This window comes from Novosphingobium sp. THN1, from assembly GCF_003454795.1.
Classification (GTDB): Bacteria; Pseudomonadota; Alphaproteobacteria; order Sphingomonadales; family Sphingomonadaceae; genus Novosphingobium.
This window is the reverse complement of record NZ_CP028347.1, coordinates 2,898,659-2,922,413: the sequence shown is the minus strand read 5'-3', so window position 1 is coordinate 2,922,413 and position 23,755 is coordinate 2,898,659. Positions and strand designations below refer to the sequence as shown.

Genomic DNA, 23,755 nt, shown 5'->3' with positions numbered 1-23,755 from the left:
CGGGGTCTTTCGTTGTTCCGGGCGTTGTGCCGGACTGTTGCGGTTCAGACCAGTTCGATGGCCAGGGCCGTCGCTTCACCGCCGCCGATGCAGAGGCTGGCAACGCCCTTGGTCTTGCCATGCTTCTTGAGCGCGGCGATCAGCGTGGTGACGATGCGGGTGCCCGACGCGCCAATGGGATGGCCGAGTGCCGTTGCGCCGCCATGGACGTTGATCTTCTCGTGCGGGATGCCGAGGTCGTGCATCGCGAACATGGCAACGCAGGCGAAGGCTTCGTTGACTTCGAACAGGTCGACATCGGCGATCGACCATCCGGCCTTGTCGAGAACCTTCTGGATCGCGCCGACCGGGGCAGTGGTGAAGTCCTTCGGTTCCTGCGCGTGGGCGGCAAGCGCGATGACCTTTGCGACAGGGGCGAGGCCTGCAGCCTTAGCAGTGCTCTCACGGGCGAGGACAACTGCTGCCGCACCGTCTGAGATCGACGAGGAGGTGGCGGCGGTGATCGTGCCGTCCTTGGCAAAGGCGGGCTTGAGCGACGGGATCTTGTCAGGACGGCCCTTGCCGGGTGCCTCGTCGGTGTCGACGATGACTTCACCGGCGCGCGTCTTCACGGTGACGGGGGCGATCTCGTCCTTGAAAGTCCCGTCCGCAACAGCCGTCTGGGCGCGGCGCAGGGACTCCACGGTGTAGGTGTCCTGCTGTTCGCGGGTGAGCTGATAGGCGTTGGCGGTGTCCTGCGCGAAGGTGCCCATGGCGCGGCCAGCCTCGTAGGCGTCTTCCAGACCGTCGAGGAACATGTGGTCATAGGCCGTGTCGTGGCCGATGCGCGCGCCCGAGCGGTGCTTCTTGAGAAGGTACGGCGCATTGGTCATCGATTCCATGCCGCCGGCGACGACGACATCGACGCTGCCCGCAGCCAGCGCTTCGGCGCCCATGATGATGGTCTGCATGCCCGAGCCGCAAACCTTGTTGACCGTGGTTGCCTGGACCGACTTGGGAAGACCGGCCTTGATGGCCGCCTGGCGGGCAGGAGCCTGACCAAGGCCTGCCGGAAGCACGCAGCCCATGTAGATACGGTCGATGCCATCGGGCGAGACGCCTGCGCGCTCGACCGCAGCCTTGACGGCGGTGGCGCCGAGATCGGTGGCAGAAACGTCTGCCAAGGCTCCCTGCATCGCGCCCATCGGGGTGCGGGCATAGGACAGGATGACGACGGGATCGGCTGACGAGAACTGTGCCATGTCTTGACTGACCTTTGCATTTGGCCCTTGTGTCTGGGCGCTGATGCGCGGGCTTGTGTGCTCCCGCGTTCATCTGCGTACATAGTGCTGCACTGCAGCGAACGCAAATGGGGCATTGGTCGAACAGATGCTGGAACCTGCATTTTCGAGCCTGCCTGCAGGCGTTCCGCTGGTCGGTTCGGCCATTCTGGGCGCAATTGTCGGGAGTTTTCTGGGCGCTGCTCTGGAACGGTTGCCGTCGGGCCGTTCGATCGTGAGCGGCCGGTCGGCTTGCGACGGGTGCGGCAAGGCTCTGACGGTGGTCGAGCTGGTTCCGGTCCTGTCGTGGCTGGTGCAGGCGGGGCGTTGCCGGACCTGCGGCTCTCGGATCGGCGGATGGCAACTGGCCTGCGAACTGGGCGGCGCGGGCATCGGCGTGGCATCACTACCGCTTGCGCGCGATGGGCTGGCGCTCGCCGCGATGCTGCTGGGATGGCAGCTGCTGCTGCTGGCTTTGCTCGACTTGAGGCACTTGTGGCTGCCGCGGCTGCTGGTCGGCTGGCTGGCGGCCAGCGGGCTGCTCGTTGCGTTCGCGCGGGCGAGGGTCACCGACGACGCCGGGGTGATCGGAACAGCCCTTGCCGGGGCGTGCTGGGTTATGCAATGCTGTGGCTGATCGCGCGGTTCTATCTCAAGGCTCGTGGGCGCGAGGGGATGGGCTCGGGCGATCCGCCGCTGCTTGGCGCTATCGGGCTCTGGCTAGGGCCGCTCGGCGTGGTCGAGACCATGCTTGGCGCGAGCATCATCGGCATTGCGGCGGCTATTGTCATGCTTGTCAGCAAGCGTAAGATCGATGCCGACACGGCCCTGCCGCTGGGGACCTGCCTTGCCGCTACGGCATGGCTGCTCTTCCTGCTGCAGGGACCAGGCTGAGAACGATTCGGGGAGCGGGGCGACATGTTCAAGGAAACGGCGCGCGACGACATGATGACTGCGCTGGGCAAGCAGCGCGAGGCGTTCACGGCAGCGCGGCCCGAGCCGCTCTCGACGCGAAATGACCGTTTGGAGCGGTGCGCCAGAATGCTGCTGGCACATGGGGAGGACTTCGCCCGGGCTATGAGCGCCGACTTTGGCCATCGCAGCCACGAGCAGTCGATGCTGACCGACATCATGCCTTCGATCAGCCTGATCCGCTATTCGCAGAAGCGCATGAAGGCGTGGAGCAAGCCTGAGAAGCGCCACGTCAACTTCCCGCTGAACCTGCTTGGGGCGCGGGCCGAGGTGCGGTACGAGCCCAAGGGTGTGATCGGCATCGTAGCGCCGTGGAATTTTCCGGTGGGGCTGACGATGGGGCCGCTGGCGCAGGCCTTCGCGGCAGGCAACCGCGCAATGCTGAAGCCCAGCGAGTTTACCGAGCGGACCTCGGAACTGATGGCCGAGCTGTTTCCGAAGTTCTTCGGCGAGGAGGAGGTAGCGGTGATCCTTGGGGGACCGCAGACGGGGCAGGACTTCTGCTCGCTGTCGTTTGACCACCTGCTGTTCACCGGGGCGACCTCGATTGGAAAGCATGTGTTGCATGCGGCGGCCGACAATCTGGTGCCGGTGACGCTGGAATTGGGCGGCAAGTCGCCGACCATTCTCGGTCGCAGTGCCGACGTTGCCAAGGCGGCGGAGCGGATCGCGCTGGGCAAGATGATGAACGCCGGGCAGATCTGCCTTGCACCAGACTACATGCTTGTGCCCGAGGAACTCGAGCACAAGGCCATCGGCGCGGTGCAGGCAAGCGTGGCGCAGATGTACCCGACGCTTCTGGCGAATGATGACTACACCTCGGTGATCAACCGCCGCCACCGCGACCGGCTGGCGGGCCTTGTCGATGATGCCGTTGCCAAGGGCGCCGAGGCCATCGTCGTCAATCCGGGGAACGAGAACTTCGAGGGATCGAACGGCAACAAGATGCCGCTGACGATCCTGCGCAACGTCAACGATGACATGAAGGTCATGCAGGACGAGATCTTCGGGCCGGTGCTGCCGGTGAAGACCTACTCGCGGATCGAACAGGCCATCGACTATATCAATGCGCATGACCGTCCGCTGGGGCTCTACTACTTTGGCGAGGATGCGGCCGAGCGCGAGACGGTGCTGACCCGGACGATCTCGGGAGGGGTTACCATCAATGATGTTATTTTTCATGTCTCGGCCGATGACCTGCCGTTCGGCGGGGTCGGGCCTTCGGGCATGGGCAGCTACCACGGCGTGGAAGGCTTCCGTTCGTTCAGCCATGCCCGCGCAGTCTATAGCCAGCCGAAGAGTGACCTTGCCAAGATTGCGGGCCTCAAGCCGCCTTATGGTGCTGCCACGGCGCGCACCCTCAAGATGCAGCTGAAGTAAGCAAAGCATACGAATGGCACGGCGGCGCATGTGCGTCGCCCCGCGGTAGAAGACTGGGAAAAGGGCGGGCAATTCCGCCCTTAGTGCAATGCACCCCACTTGCGTACGGGCGCGGTCGGGACTAGGGCGCAGGCGAACCTGCAGCTTCGCGAGTCAGCCCTTTGGTCGATCTGTCTCAATACCTGCCGATCCTGATCTTCCTCGGGATCGCCTTGGCGCTTTCTTCCGCATTCGTGTTCCTGCCGATGGGCGTGTCGCGCCTGACCGGCGCTCACAATCCCACGGCGGAAAAGCTCAGCGAGTACGAATGCGGCTTCCCCGCGTTTGAAGACCCGCGCAGCCAGTTCGACGTACGGTTCTATCTCGTCGCGATCCTGTTCATCATCTTCGATCTCGAAGCCGCGTTCCTGTTTCCCTGGGCGGTGAGCCTCAAGGAAACCGGTTGGGCCGGGTGGACGACCATGATGGTCTTCCTCGGCGAACTGGTGATCGGCTTCATCTATGCCTGGAAGAAGGGCGCGCTGGACTGGGAATGAGCAACATGGCCACTAACCCGCTCGTTACTGCCAATGCCGGTGCCGTGACGGCGCCGGACCAGGCGTTTTTCGACAGCCTCAATGCCGAGGTGAATGACAAGGGCTTCCTCGTCACCAGCACCGAGGAACTGTTCCAGTGGGCCCGCACCGGCTCGCTGTGGTGGATGACCTTCGGTCTTGCCTGCTGCGCGGTCGAGATGATCCACGTCAACATGCCGCGCTACGACATGGAGCGCTTCGGCGTTGCCCCGCGTGCTTCGCCGCGCCAGTCGGACGTGATGATCGTGGCCGGCACGCTGTGCAACAAGATGGCCCCGGCGCTGCGCAAGGTCTATGACCAGATGTCGGACCCGAAGTACGTGATCTCGATGGGGTCGTGCGCCAATGGCGGCGGCTATTATCACTACAGCTATTCGGTGGTGCGTGGCTGTGACCGCATCGTGCCCGTGGACATCTATGTCCCCGGCTGTCCACCGACGGCCGAAGCGCTGCTCTATGGCGTGATGCAGCTGCAGCGGAAGATCCGCCGCGCCGGCACGATCGAGCGCTGAGGAGCAAGGGATTATGACCGTTCTCCACTCCGCGCCGCGCTGGTCCTCGAACGAGGGTGTGAAGGATGCGCTGGCGGCTTCGCTGGGCGCGATGCTGGTTTCGGCTGACGAGGAGCATGGCGAAATCCTGCTTACCGTCGCGCGTGACAGCGTCGAGGATGCCCTGCGCCGCTTGCGCGACGATCACGAATACCAGCAGCTGATGGACATCGCGGGCGTCGACTACCCGCAGCGGGCTGAGCGCTTCGACGTGTGCTATTGCCTGCTTTCGGTTACGAAGAACCACCGCGTGATCGTGAAGGTTTCGACCGACGAGGCGACGCCGGTGCCGACCGTGACGACGCTCTGGCCGAATGCCGGCTGGTACGAGCGTGAAGTCTACGACATGTTCGGCGTGTTGTTCGCGGGCAATTCGGACCTTCGCCGCATCCTCACCGACTATGGCTTCCAGGGGCATCCGTTCCGCAAGGACTTCCCGCTGACCGGCTATGTCGAGCTGCGCTATTCGGAAGAAGACAAGCGCGTGGTCTATGAGCCGGTGCAGCTGGCGCAGGACCTTCGCCAGTTCGACTTCATGAGCCCATGGGAAGGCGCGGACTACGTGCTGCCGGGTGACGAGAAGGCCGCGACGCCGCCGCCTGCTCCGGCTCCGGTCGCGACCAAGCCTGAGACCAAGGGCGATGCCAAGGCGGACGTGCCGAAGACGACCGATAGCAAGGCTGATACCGGCGCTGGCGAAAAGGCCAATGCCGAAGCGGCCAAGCCGGTTGCCGAGGCTGCGGCGCCTGTCGTGACCAAGGCGGAAGAGCCTGCCGCGCCCGAGCCGACCGAGGATCGTCCGGCCCGTAAGCCGCGCAAGAAGAAGACCGATGGAGAAGGCGCATGAGCCTGAGCCTCGAACAGTCGCCGACCACCGGCGACGAGGTCATCACCAACTACACGATCAACTTCGGGCCGCAGCACCCGGCGGCGCACGGCGTGCTGCGCATGGTGATGGAGCTTGACGGCGAAATCATCGAGCGCATCGATCCGCACGTCGGCCTGCTGCATCGCGGCACCGAGAAGCTGATCGAGCACAAGACCTACCTGCAGGCGCTGCCGTATTTCGACCGGCTCGACTACTGCTCTCCGCTCGGCATGGAGCACTCCTACGTGCTCGCGGTAGAAAAGCTGCTGAACATCGAGGTTCCGCTGCGCGCCCAGTACCTGCGCGTGCTGTTCGCCGAGCTGACCCGCATCTGCAACCACATGCTCAACCTCGGGTCGCACGTCATGGACGTCGGCGCGATGACGCCGAACCTGTGGCTGTTCGAAATCCGCGAGGACTGCCTCAACTTCTTCGAACGCGCTTCGGGCGCGCGCATGCACTCGGCATGGTTCCGCCCCGGCGGCGTGCACCAGGACGTGCCGCTCAAGCTGCTCACCGACATCGCGGACTGGCTCGACGAGCGTCTGTTCCCGCTGTTCGAAGACGCGATGAGCCTCGTCGTCGACAACCGCATCTTCAAGCAGCGCAATGTCGACATCGCCATTGTCTCGAAGGAAGATGCGCTGCGCTGGGGCTTCTCCGGCCCGATGATCCGCGGCTCGGGCATTCCGTGGGACCTGCGCAAGAGCCAGCCCTACGACGTCTATGACCGCATGGATTTTGCCGTGCCCGTGGGCACCAACGGCGATTGCTATGATCGCTTCATGGTCCGTGTCGAGGAAGTGCGCCAGTCGGCCCGCATCATGAAGCAGTGCATTGCCGAAATGCCCGAAGGCCCGGTGGCCAGCACCGACCGCAAGGTGGTGCCGCCCAAGCGCGCCGAGATGAAGCAGTCGATGGAAGCGCTGATCCATCACTTCAAGCTCTACACCGAAGGCTTCCACGTTCCGGCGGGCGAAGTCTACGTGGCAACCGAAAGCCCCAAGGGCGAATTCGGCGTCTATCTGATCTCGGACGGCTCGAACAAGCCCTACCGCTGCAAGATCCGCCCGACCGCGTTCAGCCATCTCCAGGCAATGGACTTCATGAGCGTAGGCCACATGCTGCCCGACGTGACCGCCATCATCGGCGCGATCGACGTGGTGTTCGGGGAGTGTGACCGGTGAGCAATCTTGACACGGCCAAGGCGATGATCGCCGCCTACAACGCGCAGGACGTAGACACATACGTCTCGTACATGACCGACGACGCCTGCGAGGCGAACTATCGTGGGGATGTGGTGCGTGAGGGCAAGGAAGGCACGCGCTCGGGCCTTGCTGCCGCGTTTGCGCGCTGGCCGCAGAACCATGCCGAGATCAAGGAAGCGCAGGCCATCGGCACCTACGTGTTGATGCGCGAGCATGTGACGCGCGGGCCCGCCACCGATGGTTCGGCACTGGTCGAGCCGTTCGACGTGATCGCAGTCTATTCTTTCGAGGGCGACAAGTGCTCTCGGGTGGAGTTTATCCGGTGAAGTCCACGTTTGACCTCATGCGCCTGTGGGCCATGCTGACGGGCCTCGTGCTCGCCGCGTGGTACTTCGGCGAACTGTACCTCGGCGCGCAGGCGACCGAGACGCTGCCGATGCTGATCGCCGCGATCGGCGGGTTCGAGCTGTTCCACTATGCGCAGGACATCCTGATCAAGCGGGGGCGGACCAATGGCTGATCGCTTCATCGAACCAGACAGCCCGGAACTGCGCGCGCGCTGGGGTGGCTTCGAATGGACGCCTGAGAACGCTGAACAGGCCAAGGTCATCGTTGGCCGCTATCCGGCGGGGCGTCAGCGCTCGGCAGTGATGCCGCTGCTCGATCTGGCGCAACGCCAGGTGGGTGCTGAACTGAACACGCAAGGCTGGCTGCCGATCCCGGTGATGGAATACGTGGCCAGGTACCTCGACATGCCGGTGATCCGCGTGGTCGAAGTGGCGACGTTCTACACGATGTACAACATCGCCCCGATCGGCCGCTTCCACGTGCAGGTCTGCGGCACTACGCCGTGCATGCTGCGCGGGTCTGACGACATTCTGGCGGCCTGCAAGGGCAAGGGCCTGAAGAAGGGCCACACCACGCCGGACGGCATGTTCACGCTGACCGAGGTCGAGTGCATGGGCAACTGCGCCTCTGCTCCCATGGTCCAGATCAACGACGACAACTACGAAGACCTCACCGCCGCCGACATGGAGCGCATCCTTGACGAGCTGGCCGCGGGCAAGCAGCCGAAGACCGGCACGCAGCTGCCGGGCCGTCATACGGTGGAACCGGCAGGTGCCTTGAGCAACCTGACGGCGATGGTCGATGCCAACCACGACTATCGAGGGGAGTGGTAAGATGGCCCTTCAGGACAAGGACCGCATCTTCACCAACGTCTACGGCTTCCAGCCGTGGAACCTCGCCGCTGCTCGTCAGCGCGGGGATTGGGACAACACCAAGGCCCTGATGGAGCGCGGGCAGGACGCGATCATCGAGGAAATCAAGGCCTCGGGCCTGCGCGGTCGTGGCGGTGCGGGGTTCCCCACCGGCATGAAGTGGTCGTTCATGCCCAAGGAAAGCAAGGACGGGCGTCCCAGCTTCCTGGTGATCAATGCCGACGAATCCGAGCCGGGTTCGTGCAAGGACCGCGAGATCATCCGCCACGATCCGCACAAGCTGATCGAAGGCGCGCTGATCGCGGGCTATGCGATGCGGGCGCGCGCCGCCTACATCTACATTCGCGGCGAATATATCCGCGAGGCCGAGACGCTGTTCGCCGCCGTGCAGGAGGCCTATGACGCGGGGCTGATCGGCAAGAACGCGAGCGGTTCGGGCTACGATTTCGACGTCTTCGTCCATCGCGGTGCGGGCGCCTATATCTGCGGTGAAGAAACCGCGATGATCGAGAGCCTCGAAGGCAAGAAGGGCCAGCCCCGCCTCAAGCCGCCGTTCCCGGCAGGCGCGGGCCTCTATGGCTGCCCGACCACGGTCAACAACGTGGAATCGATCGCTGTTGCGCCGACGATCCTGCGGCGCGGCGCTTCGTGGTTCTCCTCGTTCGGGCGCGAGAACAACAAGGGCACCAAGCTCTTCCAGATCTCGGGCCACGTGAACCGTCCCTGCGTGGTCGAGGAAGAGATGAGCATCCCGTTCAGCGAGCTGATCGAGAAGCACTGCGGCGGCATTCGTGGCGGCAAGGACAACCTGCTCGCGGTGATCCCCGGTGGCTCGTCGGTTCCGCTGGTTCCGGCTGCAGAAATCTGGGACGCGCCGATGGACTTCGACGGTCTGCGCGCGCTCGGCTCGGGCCTTGGCACCGCCGCCGTCATCGTCATGGACAAGTCGACCGACATCGTCCGCGCGATCAGCCGCCTGTCGTATTTCTACAAGCACGAGAGCTGCGGCCAGTGCACGCCGTGCCGCGAAGGCACCGGCTGGATGTGGCGCGTAATGGAGCGCCTGCGGACGGGCGATGCGGATGTCGAGGAGATCGACATGCTGTTCAACGTGACCAAGCAGGTCGAAGGCCACACCATCTGCGCCCTGGGTGACGCGGCCGCCTGGCCGATCCAGGGCTTGATCCGCCACTTCCGCCCCGAAATCGAACGTCGCATCGCCGAACGTGCGGGCGATGTCCGGGAGGCAGCAGAATAATGCCCAAGGTCAAAGTCGACGGCGTAGAACTCGAAGTCCCGGCAGGCGCTACCGTCCTGCAGGCGTGCGAGCTGGCCGGCAAGGAAATCCCGCGCTTCTGCTATCACGAGCGGCTGAGCATTGCCGGCAACTGCCGCATGTGCCTGGTCGAAGTGAAGCCGGGGCCGCCGAAGCCTCAGGCGTCCTGCGCGCTGCCCGCCACCGAGGGCCAGGAAATCCGTACGGATTCCGAGTTGGTCAAGAAGGCGCGGGAAGGGGTGATGGAGTTTCTCCTGATCAACCACCCGCTCGACTGCCCGATCTGCGATCAGGGTGGCGAGTGCGACCTGCAGGACCAGTCGGTCGCCTATGGCCGTGGCGCCTCGCGTTATCACGAGAACAAGCGCGCGGTGACCGAGAAGTACATGGGCCCGCTCATCAAGACGACGATGACGCGCTGCATTCACTGCACCCGCTGTGTGCGATTCAGTGAAGAAGTGGCGGGCGTGGACGAGATCGGCGCGCTCTATCGCGGCGAGACGATGCAGATTTCCACCTATCTGGAAAAGGCTGCGGCGCACGAGCTTTCGGCCAATGTGATCGACCTTTGCCCGGTCGGCGCGCTGACTTCGCGCCCCTATGCGTTCGAGGCGCGTCCGTGGGAGCTGAAGAAGACGCTATCGATCGACGTCTCGGACGCGCTGGGCTCGAACATCCGGCTCGACAGCCGTGGTCGCGAAGTTATGCGCGCCCTGCCGCGCGTCAACGACGACGTGAACGAGGAATGGCTGTCCGACCGCGGCCGCTACATGGTCGATGGGCTGACCCGCCGCCGCCTCGACAAGCCGTGGCTGCGCCGTGACGGCAAGCTGGTCGCTGCGACTTGGGCCGAGGCGTTCGAGGCTGTTTCGAAGATCAATCCGGGTTCGTCGGTTGCAGTGATCGCGGGCGATCTGGTCGATTGCGAGACGATGTTTGCAGCGAAGAAGCTGGCCGGTGCGCTGGGATCGTCGCTGCTTGAAGGCCGTCAGACCGGCTTGGCCTATGACACGTCGAACCTTGCGGCGGTGAACTTCAATTCGACGCTGGCTGGCATCGAAGATGCGGACGCCGTGCTGATCGTCGGTTCGATGATCCGCGACGAGGCGCCGCTGCTCAACACCCGCCTCCGCAAGGCGGTGAAGAAGGGCGCGAAGGTCTTCATCGTCGGCCCGCAGTGGGACCCGACCTATCCGGCGACGTTCCTCGGCGACGATCTGGCGGTGCTGGGCAACCTGCCAGCCGAAGTCAGCGATGCGTTCGGCGCGGCGCAGAAGCCAGCGATCATTCTGGGCGGCGCGGCTCTGGGCAAGGGCGCGCTGGGCGCCGGTCTGGCCTTTGCCGAGCAGTTCAATCTGGTGCGTGAGGGCTGGAACGGCTTCAACGTTGTCCACATGGCGGCAAGCCGCATGGGCGGGCTGATGCTCGGTTACGCTCAGGCCGGTGGCATTGCCGATCTGGTTGCGGCCAAGCCGAAGATGGTCATCTCGCTCGGCGCAGACGAGGTGGACTTCACCAGGTTTGCCGACAGCATGATCGTCCATATCGGTCACCATGGCGACAAGGCGGCACACGCTGCCGACGTGATCCTGCCGGCCGCCGCGTTCAGCGAGAAGGACGGCACTTACGTCAACACCGAAGGCCGCGTGCAGTACGCCGAGAAGGCCGTGTTCGCGCCGGGTGATGCCCGCGAGGACTGGACGATCCTGCGCGCGATGGCCGATGCGCTGGGCGTCTCCGTCGGCTTCGACAGCTTCGAGCAGCTTCGCGCGGCGATGGTGGCCGAAGTTCCGGCGCTGGGCGTTGAAGGTCTGGCTGACTACGGTGCGCTGCCCGCCGCTCCTGCGGGCGCGAAGTCTGAAGGCGTGATCGCGGGCTATCCGATCAAGGACCGCTACCTGACCAACGCCATTGCCCGTTCCAGCCCGACGCTGCAGCGCTGCTCGGCGGAACTGCTCCACGGTGAAAGCTTCGCGGAGGCCGCGGAATGACCGAGTTCTTCATGGGTCTTGGCCTCTCGTACGAGTGGGCCTGGGGCATCGCCACAGTCTGCGGGATCCTGCTGATCGCGTTCCCGCTGATGCTCGGCGTTGCCATGATCATCTATGCCGACCGCAAGATCTGGGCGGCGATGGCGCTGCGCAAGGGGCCGAACGTGGTGGGTCCGCTGGGCCTGCTGCAGTCGTTTGCCGACGGTCTGAAGGTGTTCCTGCAGGAAACCATCATCCCCTCGGCCGCGAACAAGGGCCTGTTCCTGATCGCGCCGATCATCACCTTCACCGTCGCGCTGATGGCCTGGGCGGTGATCCCGTTCAATTCGGGCGCGGTGCTGGCCAATATCAACGTCGGCCTGCTCTATGTTCTCGCGATCTCGTCGCTCGGCGTTTACGGCGTCGTGATCGCGGGCTGGTCTTCTAATTCGAAGTACCCGTTCTTCTCGGCGATGCGCGCATCGGCGCAGATGATCTCCTATGAAGTCTCGATCGGCTTCATCCTGATCTGCGTGGTGCTGTGGGCGGGGACGTTCAACCTGAACGACATCGTCAAGGCGCAGCAGAGCCACGTCTGGATCATCAACGGCTTCGTTGCGAACCCGCTGCTGTTCCCGATGTGGGTGATGTTCCTGATCTCGGGCATGGCTGAAACCGCACGCGCACCGTTCGACCTGACCGAGGCGGAATCGGAACTGGTTGCGGGCTATCAGACCGAATACTCGTCGATGGCCTTCGCGCTCTACTGGCTGGGCGAATATGCCAACGTGCTGCTGATGTGCGCGCTGAACGCTGTGCTGTTCTGGGGCGGATACCTGCCGCCGCTCGACATTCCGGTGCTCTACCTCGTGCCGGGCTTCGTGTGGCTGCTGCTCAAGATCCTGTTCTTCTTCTTCATCTTCAGCTGGGTGAAGGCGACCGTCCCGCGCTATCGCTATGACCAGCTGATGCGCCTGGGCTGGAAGATCTTCCTGCCCGTATCGCTGCTGTTCGTATTCCTCGTCAGCGGCTACCTCATGGCTACCGGACACTTCGCATGACCGTCGGACAGCTCATCAAGAGCTTTACCCTTTGGGAGTTCGTGAAGGCGCACTGGCTGACCTTGAAGTATCTCTTCAAGCCCAAGGCGACGATCAACTACCCGTTCGAGAAGAACCCGCTTTCGCCGCGCTTCCGTGGTGAGCATGCGCTGCGCCGTTATCCCAACGGCGAGGAGCGCTGCATCGCGTGCAAGCTGTGCGAGGCGGTTTGCCCGGCGCAGGCGATCACGATCGAGGCCGAACCGCGTGAGGACGGCAGCCGCCGCACCACGCGCTACGACATCGACATGACCAAGTGCATCTTCTGCGGCTTCTGCCAAGAAGCCTGCCCGGTCGATGCCATCGTCGAGGGGCCGAACTTCGAATACGCGACCGAAACGCGCGAGGAACTGCTCTACGACAAGGCCAAGCTCCTTTCGAACGGGGACAAGTGGGAGCGGGCGATTGCCGCAAACCTTGAAGCCGATGCGCCGTATCGCTAGGGGCCGCGCTGATGATCCAGGTATTTGCCTTCTATCTCTTCGCCACGCTCTGCATCTTCAGCGGTGCGGTGACGATTCTTGCGCGCAATCCGGTGCATTCGGTGCTCTGGCTGATCCTCGCGTTCTTCAACGCCGCCGGCCTGATGGTGCTGGTGGGCGCGGAGTTCATCGCGATGCTGCTGGTCATCGTCTATGTCGGTGCGGTTGCGGTGCTGTTCCTGTTCGTGGTGATGATGCTCGACATCGACTTTGCCGAACTGCGCGCCGGGTTCGTGAAGAACTTCCCGCTGGGGCTGGCGCTGGCAGTCGTACTGTTCGTTGAACTGTTCGTCGGCCTGATCGTGCGCGGTGCCGGTTCTGTGGCACTGGGCAAGGCCGATGGTTCGGCTGCGCAAGCCGCTGACATGTCGAACATTCAGGCCATCGGCGCGCTGCTCTACAGCCGCTACCTGTTCCTGTTCGAAGCGGCGGGCATCGTCCTGCTGGTTGCGATGATCGGCGCGATCGTGCTGACGCATCGCCAGCGCACCGACACGCGCGGCCAGAACGTTTCGAAGCAGAATGCGCGTCGTCCTGAAGAGGCGACGATCAATCTCCAGCCGGAAGTGGGCAAGGGGGTCCAGATCTGATGATCGGCATCGAACACTATCTCGTCGTCAGCTCGATCCTGTTCGTGCTGGGCGTGCTCGGCATCTTCCTTAACCGGAAGAACGTGATCATCATCCTGATGGCGATCGAACTGATCCTGCTTTCGGTGAACCTCAACCTCGTCGCGTTCAGCGCGTTCCTGCACGACCTCGTCGGCCAGGTCTTCGCTATGTTCGTGCTGACGGTGGCGGCAGGCGAAGCGGCGATCGGGCTTGCCATTCTCGTCATCTACTTCCGTGGCCGGGGCACCATTGCCGTCGACGATGTCAACCGGATGAAGGGCTGAACACATGTCTTCCATCCTGATCATCGTATTTCTGCCGCTTCTGGCAGCGATCATCGCGGGCCTCGGCAACAAGAAGCTTGGTGCGGTTCCGGCCAAGGTCGTGACGACCGGCGCGCTGTTCATTTCCTGCGCGCTGTCTTGGCCGATCTTCCTGTCGTTCATCGGCGGCAGTGCCGATGCGAGCGTGACTCCGGTGCTGCATTGGGTGAAGTCGGGCGCGCTCGATTTCTCGTGGGCGCTGCGGGTCGACACGCTGACCGCCGTCATGCTTGTGGTCATCACCAGCGTCTCGGCGCTCGTCCACCTCTACTCGTGGGGCTACATGAGCGAGGAGCCGGATCAGCCGCGCTTCTTCGCGTACCTGTCGCTTTTCACCTTCGCCATGCTCATGCTGGTGACTGCCGACAACCTCGTGCAGATGTTCTTCGGTTGGGAAGGCGTAGGCCTTGCCTCGTACCTGCTGATCGGCTTCTGGTTCCGCAAGCCCTCGGCCAACGCTGCCGCGATGAAGGCCTTTGTGGTCAACCGCGTGGGCGACCTTGGCTTCATGATGGGCATTTTCGGGACTTTCCTGGTGTTCGGCACCGTGTCGATCCCGGCGATCCTCGAAGCCGCGCCCGGCATGGCCGGATCGACAATCGGGTTCCTTGGGGCTCGTTTCGACACGATGACTGTGCTGTGCCTGCTGCTGTTCATCGGCGCGATGGGCAAGTCGGCGCAGCTTGGCCTGCACACCTGGCTGCCCGACGCGATGGAAGGCCCGACCCCGGTGTCGGCGCTGATCCACGCAGCGACGATGGTGACGGCGGGCGTGTTCATGGTCTGCCGCCTCTCGCCGATGTTCGAGGTCAGCCCGACGGCGCTGTCGTTCGTGACCTTCATCGGGGCGATGACCTGCATCTTTGCGGCAACCGTCGGCACGACGCAGACCGACATCAAGCGCGTGATCGCCTATTCGACCTGTTCGCAGCTGGGCTACATGTTCTTCGCGGCGGGCGTCTCGGCCTATGGCGCGGCGATGTTCCACCTGTTCACGCACGCCTTCTTCAAGGCGCTGCTGTTCCTTGGTGCCGGATCGGTGATCCATGCGATGCACCACGAGCAGGACATGCGGTACTACGGAGGCCTGCGTAAGAGCATTCCGCTGACCTACTGGGCGATGATGATGGGCACGCTGGCGATCACCGGCGTCGGCATCGTCGACGTGTTCGGCTTCGCCGGGTTCTACTCGAAGGATGCGATCCTTGAGGCGGCCTATGGCAAGGGCACTGAACTTGGCCACTTCGCCTTCTTCCTCGGCATCTTCGCGGCGCTGCTGACCAGCTTCTATTCGTGGCGTCTGGTGTTCCTGACCTTCTTCGGCAAGCCACGCTGGGAACAGTCGGAGCATATCCAGCACGCGGTTCACGATGCGCACGGCCATGACGATCATGCCCATGGTCACGACGATCATGCGCACGCCGATCATGATGACGAGCACAGCGACGGCACGGCGGGCTATCACCCGCACGAAAGCCCGCTGAACATGCTGGTTCCGTTGGGCGTGCTGTCGCTGGGTGCGATCTTCGCGGGGTACGTGTTCCACCACGCCTTCATCAGCGAAGGCACGGGCGAGTTCTGGAAGGGTTCTCTGGTCTTTGCCGAGCATACGCTCCACGCGATGCACGGCGTGCCGACCTGGGTGAAGTGGGCGCCGTTCGCGGTCATGGCTACTGGCCTGCTGATTGCTTGGTATGCTTACATCAAGAACACGAAGTTCCCGGCGGCGTTCGTCGACCAGTTCGGGTTCCTCTACAAGTTCCTGCTTAACAAGTGGTACTTCGACGAACTCTACCACTATGTCTTCGTCGTCCCCGCGATGTGTCTGGGCCGCGTGTTCTGGAAGGTTGTCGACCAGGGCGTGATCGACCGGTTCGGACCGAACGGTGCCGCATGGGTCGTCGCCCAGGGCAGCCGCGCCGCCGCCAAGCTCCAGTCGGGGTATCTCTATAGCTATGCGCTGGTCATGCTCGTCGGCCTTGTCGGCGCGATCAGCTGGGTGATCGCACAATGACCGGTTTTCCGATCCTCTCGCTGATGCTGCTGGTGCCGCTGGTTGCGACAGTGGCCTGCCTTGTCGTGCCGCGCGAACAGGCGCGCTCCGTTGCGCTCGTCGCTACGCTGATCGACTTCGTGCTGGGGGTGATCCTCTGGGCGAATTTCGACATCGGCGGCGCGCAGTGGCAGTTCACGGAAAGTGCTGCGGTGTTCTCGGGCTTCTCGTGGAAGCTCGGCATCGATGGCATTGCGCTGCTGCTGATCGCGCTGACGGTGTTCCTGATGCCGATCTGCATCGGTGCCAGCTGGACCTCGATCGACAAGCGCCAAGGCGAATATTACGCGGCGTTCCTCCTGATGGAGACGCTGATGATCGGCGTCTTCGCAGCGCAGGACCTGTTCCTGTTCTACATCATGTTCGAAGCCGGCCTGATCCCGATGTACCTGATCATCGGCGTGTGGGGCGGTGCTGAACGCATCTACGCCAGCTACAAGTTCTTCCTCTACACGCTGCTCGGCTCGGTGCTGATGCTGATCGCGATGTTCTGGATGGTGAACGAGGCGGGCACGACCGACATCCCGACGCTGATGGCCTACAACTTCCCGGTTCAGGCGCAGACCTGGCTGTGGCTGGCCTTCTTCGCGAGCTTTGCGGTGAAGATGCCGATGTGGCCGGTTCACACCTGGCTGCCCGACGCACACGTTCAGGCACCAACCGGCGGTTCGGTCATCCTCGCAGGCGTGCTGCTGAAGATGGGCGGCTACGGCTTCATCCGCTTTTCGCTGCCGATGTTCCCCGAAGCCTCGGCGCAGTTCGCGCCGCTGATCTTCGGAATGTCGATGGCTGCGGTGGTGATCACCTCGCTGATCGCGCTGGTGCAGCACGACATGAAGAAGCTGATCGCCTATTCGTCGGTCGCCCATATGGCGATCGTGACGATCGGCCTGTTCGCGTTCAACCAGCAGGGTCTTGAAGGCTCGATGCTGATCATGCTGAGCCACGGCCTGGTCGCAGGCGCGCTGTTCCTCAGCGTCGGTGTGATCTACGACCGCCTGCATACGCGTGAAATCGCCCGTTACGGCGGTCTTTCGATCAACATGCCGTACTATGCAGTGTTCCTGCTGTTGTTCACGATGGCATCGATCGGCCTGCCGGGCACGAGTGGTTTCGTCGGCGAATTCCTGTCGCTGATGGGAGTCTACCAGATCTCGAGCTGGGTGGCACTGATCTGCACCACCGGGATCATCCTCGGTGCCGCTTACATGCTCTACCTCTATCGCCGCATTGCCTATGGCGAACAGAAGAACGCCGATGCCGCCGCGATGCTCGATCTCGACAAGCGCGAATGGGCGATGATGGTGCCGCTGGCCGCCGTGGTGCTGTGGATGGGCGTGTACCCGGAAAGCTTCATCGCGCCGATGCGCAAGGACATTGCTGCGCTCGATGCGCGCCTCGCGCAGGCCAAGCCCAAGGGCGATGCGCAACCTACTGCTGGAAAGCCGATGGCTCCCGAACACGCTATGACTGAACATGCTGCCGCGCACGGGGAGGCACACTGATGGACTTCGCCCGTTCGCTCGCGCTCACTTCGCCCGAAATCCTGCTTTCGATCTCGGGCCTGGTGCTGCTGCTGATTGCCGCATGGGGCGGTGAAAAGGCCTCGCGCCTGATCTCGATCCTTGCCGTTGCTGTCCTTACGGTCTGCGCGATCCTTACTGCGCCCGCGCTGTGGGGTCAGGCTATGGGGCCGGACGTGGCCGCGTTCGGTGGCCAGCATCGTGCGGATGCCTTCGCGGCATTCGGTAAGTTGCTGATCTACGCCAGCGCTGGCGTCACGCTGATCGTCGCGCAGTCGTTCTTCGACAAGTCGCGGGCGATGCGCGCGGAATTCCCGCTGCTGGTGCTGTTCGCCTCGCTCGGCATGGGCATGATGGTTTCGGCGGGCGACCTGCTGGCGCTTTACATCGGTCTCGAACTGAACAGCCTTGCGTCGTACGTCATGGCTTCGATGCTCCGCAATGACGAGCGTTCGGCGGAATCCGGCCTTAAGTATTTTGTGCTGGGTTCGCTGGCTTCTGGTATCCTGCTGTTCGGCATGAGCCTGACCTATGGCTTCACTGGTACGACGAGCTTTGCCGGAATCAACGCGGCGCTTTCGGGCGGTCTGTCGACCGGAGCAACTTTCGGCATGATCTTCGTGCTGGCCGGCCTTGCCTTCAAGATCAGCGCCGCTCCGTTCCACATGTGGACGCCCGACGTCTATGAAGGCGCGCCGACCCCGGTGACGACCTTCTTTGCCACGGCCTCGAAGGTCTCGGCGCTCGGCTTGCTTATGCGGGTCAGCCTCGAGGCGTTCGGCAGCCAGCCGCATGCCTGGCAGCAGGTGGTGATCTTTGCGTCGCTGCTTTCGATTGTGATCGGTGCGCTGGGGGCGATCGGCCAGAACAACATCAAGCGCCTGATGGCCTATTCGTCGATCAACAACGTAGGCTTCATCCTGATCGGCCTCGCCACAGCGACACGTGCAGGTGCGTCGGCGATGCTGGTATACATCGCGATCTATGTTGCCATGTCGGTGGCAGGCTTCGTTGCCGTCCTTCTGCTGCGTGACGAGAATGGCGAGCAGGTAGAGGCGATCTCGGACCTTGCGGGCCTTTCCAAGACCCGCCCGTGGATTGCTCTGGCGATGGCATCGGTGATGTTCAGCCTGGCAGGCATCCCGCCGCTGTTCGGCTTCTGGGGCAAGTTCGTGGTGTTTCAGGCAGCCGTGCAGGCCGACATGATCGTGCTTGCCGCGATCGGTATTGCAGCTTCGGTTATCGGTGCGTTCTACTACCTCAAGGTCGTCAAGGTCATGTACTTCGACGAACCGGCCGACGTGGTGAAGGGGGCGGGCGAGACTTCGCACACCGTGCTTCTTGTGCTTTCCAGCCTTGCAATCTCGCCGCTGGGCTACCTTGGCACCAAGTGCCTCGGCACTCTGGCGAACTACGCTGCCGCAGCGCTTTTCCCGGTCGGCTGATCACTTGATCGAGACTGTCGCCGAAATTCCCTCGACCAATGGTGCGCTACTTGCGCGCCTTGGCGGGGGAGAGGCCTTGGCCGAGGGTGACTGGCTGATTGCTGATCGGCAGAGCGCCGGACGTGGGCGAGCAGGGCGTGCATGGAGCGACGGCTTCGGCAACTTCATGGGGTCGACCGTCGTCAATCTGCGCGGTTCCGATCCCTTGCCGCAGACGCTGGCGCTGATTGCAGGGCTGGCGGTGCACGAGACGGTTTGTGCCGTCGCCCCGGCATTGGCCGATCTCTATCTGAAGTGGCCGAACGACCTGCTTGTCGGTGAGGCCAAGTTGGCGGGCATCCTGCTCGAGCGCCAGCGCGATGCCGTGGTTATCGGTATCGGCGTGAACCTCGCGCGGGCACCGCAAGTGCCTGACCGTACCACAGTTTCGCTGCGCGATCTGGGGATCGACATCTCCCGCGACCAGTTTGCCGCTGATCTTGCGGCCCGGCTGCGCGATGCGATCGACCGGTGGCACTTTGGCGAATGGCCGCTGCTGCGCCAGCAGTGGATTTCCCGCGCCTTGCCCACTGGGACGCTTGTCTCGGTCAAGGATAGCGACCACGGCACAATCATGGGGGCTTTTGCCGGGATCGATGATGACGGTGTTGCCCTTCTTCGCTTGGCGGACGGGGCCGTCCGTGCCATCCACGCGGGCGACATAGATATGGTGGGTTCCCATGCTTCTGGCGGTTGACGTCGGCAATACCAATATCGTCTTCGCACTGTTCGAAGGCCGCGAGATCAAGTCGCGCTGGCGCGTGGCGACCGATCCGCGCCGAACGGCCGATGAGTACGCGGTGTGGCTGCTGCAACTCATGCAGTTGCAAGGCTTTGACCGGAATGCGGTGAGCAAGATCATCATCTCGACTGTGGTGCCGCGCGCGCAGCACAACCTTGAGGTGCTCTCGCAGAAGTATTTCGGGCTTGATCCGCTGATCGCCGGACAGGCGCCGGTGGAGTGGGGTTTCGAGGCGGACGTTGATGAACCACGCTCGCTGGGGGCGGATCGCGCAGTTAACACTGTCGCGGCACATGCGAAGTATGCCGGGGACCTGATCGTGGTCGATTTCGGCACGGCCACGACCTTCGACGTGGTAGACTTCAACGGCGCCTACAAGGGCGGGATCATCGCGCCGGGGATCAACCTGTCGCTCGACGCGCTGGTCACGGCGGCGGCAAAACTGCCGCGCATCGCAATCGCGCCACCGCAGGGCAATGACCGCCGGGTCATCGGTCGCAATACCGAAGACCAGATGCAGATCGGCGTGTTCTGGGGCTATGTCGCGATGATGGAAGGCCTGATCGCGCGGCTGCGTTCCGAGATCGGTCGCCCTGCCCGGATCATCGCGACGGGCGGCCTTGCCGTGCTGTTCGATGAGCATACCGAGATTTTCGATCACGTGGACACCGACCTTACGCTCGATGGCCTCGCGATCCTTGCTGAAAGAGTGCCTGTTTCGTGAAGCCTGCCAAGGAACTCCTTTTCCTCGCGCTCGGCGGATCGGGCGAGATCGGGATGAACGTCAACCTCTATTGCTGTGACGGCAAGTGGCTGATGGTCGACCTCGGCATGACTTTCGCCGACCCCTATTATCCCGGGATCGATCTGGTATTTGCCGACCTCGATTTCATCGAGCAGCGGCTCGATGACCTGGTGGGTATCGTGCTGACGCACGCGCACGAAGACCATATTGGCGCCGTGCCGTACTTTGCGCAGGACCTCGGCGTGCCGCTTTATGCGACGCCTTTCACGGCCAAGCTGGTCCATGAGAAGCTGGTCGAAGCTGGGATCGAGGACGAGGTCGAACTCAACGTCATAGACCATCTCGACAGGTTCGAACTCGGCCCCTTTGGCGTTCGCTACGTGCCGCTGGCGCACTCGATTGCTGAAGGCAATGCGCTGCTGATCGACACGCCGCATGGCCGTATCTTCCATACCGGCGACTGGAAGCTGGACGACGAGCCGCGCATCGGTACTCCGGCGACCGAAGAAGAGTTGACCGCCATCGGTGATGAGGGCGTTCTGGCGCTGGTCTGCGATTCCACTAACGTGTTCAATCCCAAGCCATCCGGTTCGGAAGGTGAAGTGCGGGCAGGGCTGCTCGAAGCTGTTGGTGCGCAGAAGGGGCGCCGTGTTGTCGTAACCACCTTCGCTTCCAACGTGGCGCGTCTGCAGACGCTGGGCGAAGTGGCGGAAGCGACCAATCGCAAGCTGTGCGTTGCAGGGCGGTCGCTCGATCGGATCATCCGCGTCGCGCAGTCCTGCGGTTATCTCAAGAACTTCCCTGACCTCGTCCACATGGATGATGCCATGGACGTGCCGCGCGGCGAACTGCTGGTGCTGGCGACAGGTGGGCAGGGTGAGCCGCGCGCTGCTCTGGCACGCATTGCCGGCGATCAGCACCCGGTACGGCTCGAGAAGGGCGACGTGGTGCTATTCTCCAGCCGCCAGATCCCAGGAAACGAACTCGCCATCGGGCGCATCCAGAATGCTCTGGTGGAGAAAGGCGTGCGGATCGTGACCGACAGGCAGTCGATGATTCATGTCTCCGGCCATCCTGGTCGCCCTGAACTGGTGGCGTTGTATAACTGGATCCGGCCGGAGATCCTTGTGCCGGTCCATGGCGAGATCCGCCACATGGCCGAGCAGGCGCAGCTTGGGCTGGATGAAGGGATTCCCAAAACGATCCTGCAGAAGAACGGCGATCTGATCCGGCTTGCACCGGATGGTCCAAAGAAACTGTCTGAAGAACGCTCCGGGCGGCTGGTGCTTGACGGCGACATTATCGCTCCCGCCGATGGCGAGGGCGTAGTCGCGCGGCGCAAGCTTTCGCAGAACGGGCTGATCACGGCGGCGCTGGCAGTGCGGCACGATGGGCAGGTAGTTTCCGATGTCGAGATTGCCTCGATCGGCATCCCGCTGGACGAGGACATGGAGGCCTTCGTGGCCGAGGCCAAGGTCGAGGCGGCGCAGGCCGTGCGCAATCTCAAGGGCGATCGCAAGCGTGATCGAGTGGCCGTGGCGGAGACCGTGAGGCTGGCGGTGCGCCGCACCGGGCAACGCTGGTCGGGCAAGAAGCCGGTCGTGCAAGTGCTCCTGCGGGAAAGCTGATGCCATGAAGATCACGTCGATCATTGCGATTTACGGCCTGTTCTGGGTCATGGCGGCGTTCATCGTCCTGCCTTTCGGCGTGCGTACGCATGACGAGCTGGGGCAGGAGAAGGTGCTCGGCCAGGCCGACAGCGCGCCGGGCAACTTCGATCCGCGCAAGATTGCGATCCGCGCGACGATCCTTTCGGCGGTGATGTTCGCGTTCTTCTACGCCAACTATTTCAATGGCTGGATCACCGTGGCCGACCTCGATTTGACGACATATTTCCCGCACTGACTGTGGCTGGGGGGGCTGGCACGAGTGGGGAGATAAGGCAGCGTGGGATCGACCCGGCGCTGGCGTGGTTGCTGGTCCTCGCGCTTGGCTTCCGCATTCCGATCTCGCTGTTCACCGTCTATCACCACGCTGACGAGATCTGGCAATATATCGAGCCGGCTTACGGCCTGATAACCGGCGACTGGATCCGTACATGGGATATCCGGCTGGGTATCCGCAGCTGGTTGATCCCGCTGGTCATGGTCGGGCCGGTCTGGCTTGGCCATGCGCTCGATCCCGCGGGCGAATTGCATCTGGTGCTGCCGCGCCTGTGCATGGCTCTTGCATCGCTGGGAACGGTCTGGGCCGGGTGGTCGCTCGGCCTACGGATCAGCCGGACACATGCGATAACCGCTGCGTTCGTTGCCGCAGTCTGGGTGGACTTCGCTTACTTTGCCTCGCGCACGTCTAGCGATACCTTTTCCGTTCTCGCCATCCTTCCCGGTCTCGCCATGCTGGTGCGCTTTCGTGACCAAGGCAATCGCCGCGACGCGCTGATCGGCGGGTTCCTCCTGGGTCTTGGCTTCATTACGCGGTTTCCGCTCGGCCCGGCCTTGGCAATCCCTTTCCTTTGGACCGGCCGGACTGATTTCCGTCGCGCCTGGCCACCGCTTGTGCTCGGCGCGGCAGGAGGCATCTTGTGCGATGCCTTGGCCAACCTCGCGATGGGCGAAATTCCACTGGTGTGGATCTACAACAACGTCTTTGCCAACGTGGTGGCCAATCGCAGCCATGCCTATGGCGTAGAGGCACCGGAGTGGTATCTTCAGGTGCTGATCTGGCAGTGGCAGTGGATTGCGGTGCTGCTCGTGCCGTCTGCGCTGCTGGGATTGAAGCGATATCCGATGCTTGGCGCGACGGCGATTGCCGTGATCGCAATACACTCGGCGATTGGCCACAAGGAGTATCGCTTCATTTTGCTTGCGGTTCTCTTGATCGTGCTGTTGTCGGCGATCGGCTCGGTGGACCTGGCGCGGCTGATCGCAACCTGGCGCAAGCGGAAGCTTGGCCGGATGGGCGTTGGTCTCATGCTCGGCCTGTGGCTGGCGGCATCGGTTCAAGTGGCAGCGACCGAGCCTTTCGTCATCAATTGGGGCGTTGGCAAGGCACCGCTCCGGGCGATGCGGACCGTGCGCGGCCAGCCGAACTTCTGCGGCCTTGCGACCTATCGCATCCGTGACGTCCCGTTCGTGTCGCGCGCGGTCCTCAACCGCAAGGGGCAGACGCTCCTGATCGAGGGTCGACAAGCGCCTCGTATCGCGGAGCAGGCGCAGGCGCGCTATAACGTCGCTGTGGCGCCGGCCGAGCACATGGGCGAGCTGCCTCCGGCCTATCGCTTCGTCGGCTGCATGTCTCCGAAGAAGCCGCTGTTCGAGCAGCAGTATTGCGTGTTCAGGCGGGAAGGGCCGTGTACCGAACCGGCGGGCGATCTCGATTACAACGCCGTGCTGATCCGCATCGACAAGTAG

25 protein-coding genes are annotated in these 23,755 nt (G+C 63.2%); 24 read left to right on the top strand and 1 reads right to left on the bottom strand.

The genetic code is table 11. The features are described 5' to 3' along the window. Nucleotides 1-44: 44 nt before the first annotated feature. The gene (locus C7W88_RS14515; protein WP_118074076.1) at nt 45-1,241 is read right to left on the bottom strand and encodes an acetyl-CoA C-acyltransferase; all 1,197 of its coding nucleotides are present in this window, start codon (nt 1,239-1,241) and stop codon (nt 45-47) included. A gap of 127 nt (nt 1,242-1,368) precedes the next feature. On the opposite strand from C7W88_RS14515, the gene C7W88_RS14510 reads away from it, so the two are divergent. From C7W88_RS14510 to C7W88_RS14395, 24 genes are all read left to right on the top strand, one after another. Beyond that, the gene (locus C7W88_RS14510) at nt 1,369-1,896 is read left to right on the top strand and encodes a prepilin peptidase (RefSeq protein WP_162896071.1); all 528 of its coding nucleotides are present in this window, start codon (nt 1,369-1,371) and stop codon (nt 1,894-1,896) included. Beyond that, nucleotides 1,869-2,153: a prepilin peptidase gene (locus C7W88_RS22760; RefSeq protein ID WP_205525192.1), complete on the top strand. Its 285-nt coding sequence runs from the start codon at nt 1,869-1,871 to the stop codon at nt 2,151-2,153. The genes C7W88_RS14510 and C7W88_RS22760 overlap by 28 nt, the downstream gene beginning before the upstream one ends. A 24-nt stretch (nt 2,154-2,177) precedes the next feature. Next, nucleotides 2,178-3,611 (top strand): coniferyl aldehyde dehydrogenase, encoded by a 1,434-nt coding sequence (locus C7W88_RS14500; RefSeq protein WP_118074073.1) that lies wholly within the window; start codon nt 2,178-2,180, stop codon nt 3,609-3,611. Between the two features lie 161 nt (nt 3,612-3,772). After that, nucleotides 3,773-4,147 (top strand): NADH-quinone oxidoreductase subunit A, encoded by a 375-nt coding sequence (locus C7W88_RS14495; RefSeq protein WP_039331365.1) that lies wholly within the window; start codon nt 3,773-3,775, stop codon nt 4,145-4,147. Then, nucleotides 4,144-4,698 (top strand): NADH-quinone oxidoreductase subunit B family protein, encoded by a 555-nt coding sequence (locus C7W88_RS14490; protein WP_039331362.1) that lies wholly within the window; start codon nt 4,144-4,146, stop codon nt 4,696-4,698. The genes C7W88_RS14495 and C7W88_RS14490 overlap by 4 nt, the downstream gene beginning before the upstream one ends. A 13-nt stretch (nt 4,699-4,711) precedes the next feature. Further along, nucleotides 4,712-5,584: an NADH-quinone oxidoreductase subunit C gene (locus C7W88_RS14485; RefSeq protein ID WP_118074072.1), complete on the top strand. Its 873-nt coding sequence runs from the start codon at nt 4,712-4,714 to the stop codon at nt 5,582-5,584. Continuing rightward, entirely contained in the window at nt 5,581-6,792 is a 1,212-nt protein-coding gene (locus tag C7W88_RS14480; RefSeq protein WP_118074071.1) for an NADH-quinone oxidoreductase subunit D, read from the top strand. The genes C7W88_RS14485 and C7W88_RS14480 overlap by 4 nt, the downstream gene beginning before the upstream one ends. Further along, nucleotides 6,789-7,139, top strand: coding sequence for a nuclear transport factor 2 family protein (locus C7W88_RS14475; RefSeq protein WP_118074070.1), 351 nt, complete (start codon nt 6,789-6,791; stop codon nt 7,137-7,139). Before C7W88_RS14480 ends, C7W88_RS14475 begins: the two co-directional genes overlap by 4 nt. Next, complete coding sequence (locus C7W88_RS14470; protein WP_118074069.1) at nt 7,136-7,333, top strand: hypothetical protein; 198 nt, start codon at nt 7,136-7,138, stop codon at nt 7,331-7,333. The genes C7W88_RS14475 and C7W88_RS14470 overlap by 4 nt, the downstream gene beginning before the upstream one ends. After that, entirely contained in the window at nt 7,326-7,994 is a 669-nt protein-coding gene (locus C7W88_RS14465) for an NAD(P)H-dependent oxidoreductase subunit E (RefSeq protein WP_118074068.1), read from the top strand. The genes C7W88_RS14470 and C7W88_RS14465 overlap by 8 nt, the downstream gene beginning before the upstream one ends. 1 nt (nt 7,995) lies before the next feature. Further along, complete coding sequence (nuoF, locus tag C7W88_RS14460) at nt 7,996-9,291, top strand: NADH-quinone oxidoreductase subunit NuoF (RefSeq protein WP_118074067.1); 1,296 nt, start codon at nt 7,996-7,998, stop codon at nt 9,289-9,291. Then, complete coding sequence (gene nuoG / locus C7W88_RS14455; RefSeq protein WP_118074066.1) at nt 9,291-11,300, top strand: NADH-quinone oxidoreductase subunit NuoG; 2,010 nt, start codon at nt 9,291-9,293, stop codon at nt 11,298-11,300. The genes nuoF and nuoG overlap by 1 nt, the downstream gene beginning before the upstream one ends. Beyond that, a complete protein-coding gene (gene nuoH / locus C7W88_RS14450) occupies nt 11,297-12,340 on the top strand; it encodes an NADH-quinone oxidoreductase subunit NuoH (RefSeq protein ID WP_118074065.1) in 1,044 nt (347 codons plus the stop codon). The genes nuoG and nuoH overlap by 4 nt, the downstream gene beginning before the upstream one ends. Next, a complete protein-coding gene (nuoI, locus tag C7W88_RS14445; protein WP_118074064.1) occupies nt 12,337-12,822 on the top strand; it encodes an NADH-quinone oxidoreductase subunit NuoI in 486 nt (161 codons plus the stop codon). The genes nuoH and nuoI overlap by 4 nt, the downstream gene beginning before the upstream one ends. Nucleotides 12,823-12,833: 11 nt before the next feature. Further along, nucleotides 12,834-13,451, top strand: a complete 618-nt coding sequence (locus C7W88_RS14440) for an NADH-quinone oxidoreductase subunit J (RefSeq protein ID WP_118074063.1) — start codon at nt 12,834-12,836, stop codon at nt 13,449-13,451. Further along, the gene (gene nuoK / locus C7W88_RS14435; protein ID WP_011445933.1) at nt 13,451-13,756 is read left to right on the top strand and encodes an NADH-quinone oxidoreductase subunit NuoK; all 306 of its coding nucleotides are present in this window, start codon (nt 13,451-13,453) and stop codon (nt 13,754-13,756) included. The genes C7W88_RS14440 and nuoK overlap by 1 nt, the downstream gene beginning before the upstream one ends. 4 nt (nt 13,757-13,760) lie before the next feature. Then, nucleotides 13,761-15,809, top strand: coding sequence for an NADH-quinone oxidoreductase subunit L (gene nuoL, locus C7W88_RS14430; protein WP_118074062.1), 2,049 nt, complete (start codon nt 13,761-13,763; stop codon nt 15,807-15,809). Further along, nucleotides 15,806-17,353 carry an NADH-quinone oxidoreductase subunit M gene (locus C7W88_RS14425; RefSeq protein WP_118074061.1) on the top strand — a complete coding sequence of 516 codons (1,548 nt, stop codon included), beginning with the start codon at nt 15,806-15,808 and terminating at the stop codon, nt 17,351-17,353. Before nuoL ends, C7W88_RS14425 begins: the two co-directional genes overlap by 4 nt. Beyond that, on the top strand, nt 17,353-18,816 hold the full coding sequence (gene nuoN / locus C7W88_RS14420; RefSeq protein ID WP_118074060.1) for an NADH-quinone oxidoreductase subunit NuoN: 1,464 nt from the start codon (nt 17,353-17,355) through the stop codon (nt 18,814-18,816). Before C7W88_RS14425 ends, nuoN begins: the two co-directional genes overlap by 1 nt. 4 nt (nt 18,817-18,820) lie before the next feature. Further along, the gene (locus tag C7W88_RS14415) at nt 18,821-19,552 is read left to right on the top strand and encodes a biotin--[acetyl-CoA-carboxylase] ligase (RefSeq protein WP_118074059.1); all 732 of its coding nucleotides are present in this window, start codon (nt 18,821-18,823) and stop codon (nt 19,550-19,552) included. Next, nucleotides 19,536-20,321 (top strand): type III pantothenate kinase, encoded by a 786-nt coding sequence (locus tag C7W88_RS14410; protein ID WP_118074058.1) that lies wholly within the window; start codon nt 19,536-19,538, stop codon nt 20,319-20,321. The genes C7W88_RS14415 and C7W88_RS14410 overlap by 17 nt, the downstream gene beginning before the upstream one ends. Beyond that, the gene (locus C7W88_RS14405) at nt 20,318-21,970 is read left to right on the top strand and encodes a ribonuclease J (protein WP_118074057.1); all 1,653 of its coding nucleotides are present in this window, start codon (nt 20,318-20,320) and stop codon (nt 21,968-21,970) included. The genes C7W88_RS14410 and C7W88_RS14405 overlap by 4 nt, the downstream gene beginning before the upstream one ends. A 4-nt stretch (nt 21,971-21,974) precedes the next feature. Beyond that, nucleotides 21,975-22,247 carry a DUF1467 family protein gene (locus C7W88_RS14400; protein WP_118074056.1) on the top strand — a complete coding sequence of 91 codons (273 nt, stop codon included), beginning with the start codon at nt 21,975-21,977 and terminating at the stop codon, nt 22,245-22,247. Nucleotides 22,248-22,249: 2 nt separating this feature from the next. Next, nucleotides 22,250-23,755 (top strand): glycosyltransferase family 39 protein, encoded by a 1,506-nt coding sequence (locus C7W88_RS14395; protein WP_162896069.1) that lies wholly within the window; start codon nt 22,250-22,252, stop codon nt 23,753-23,755.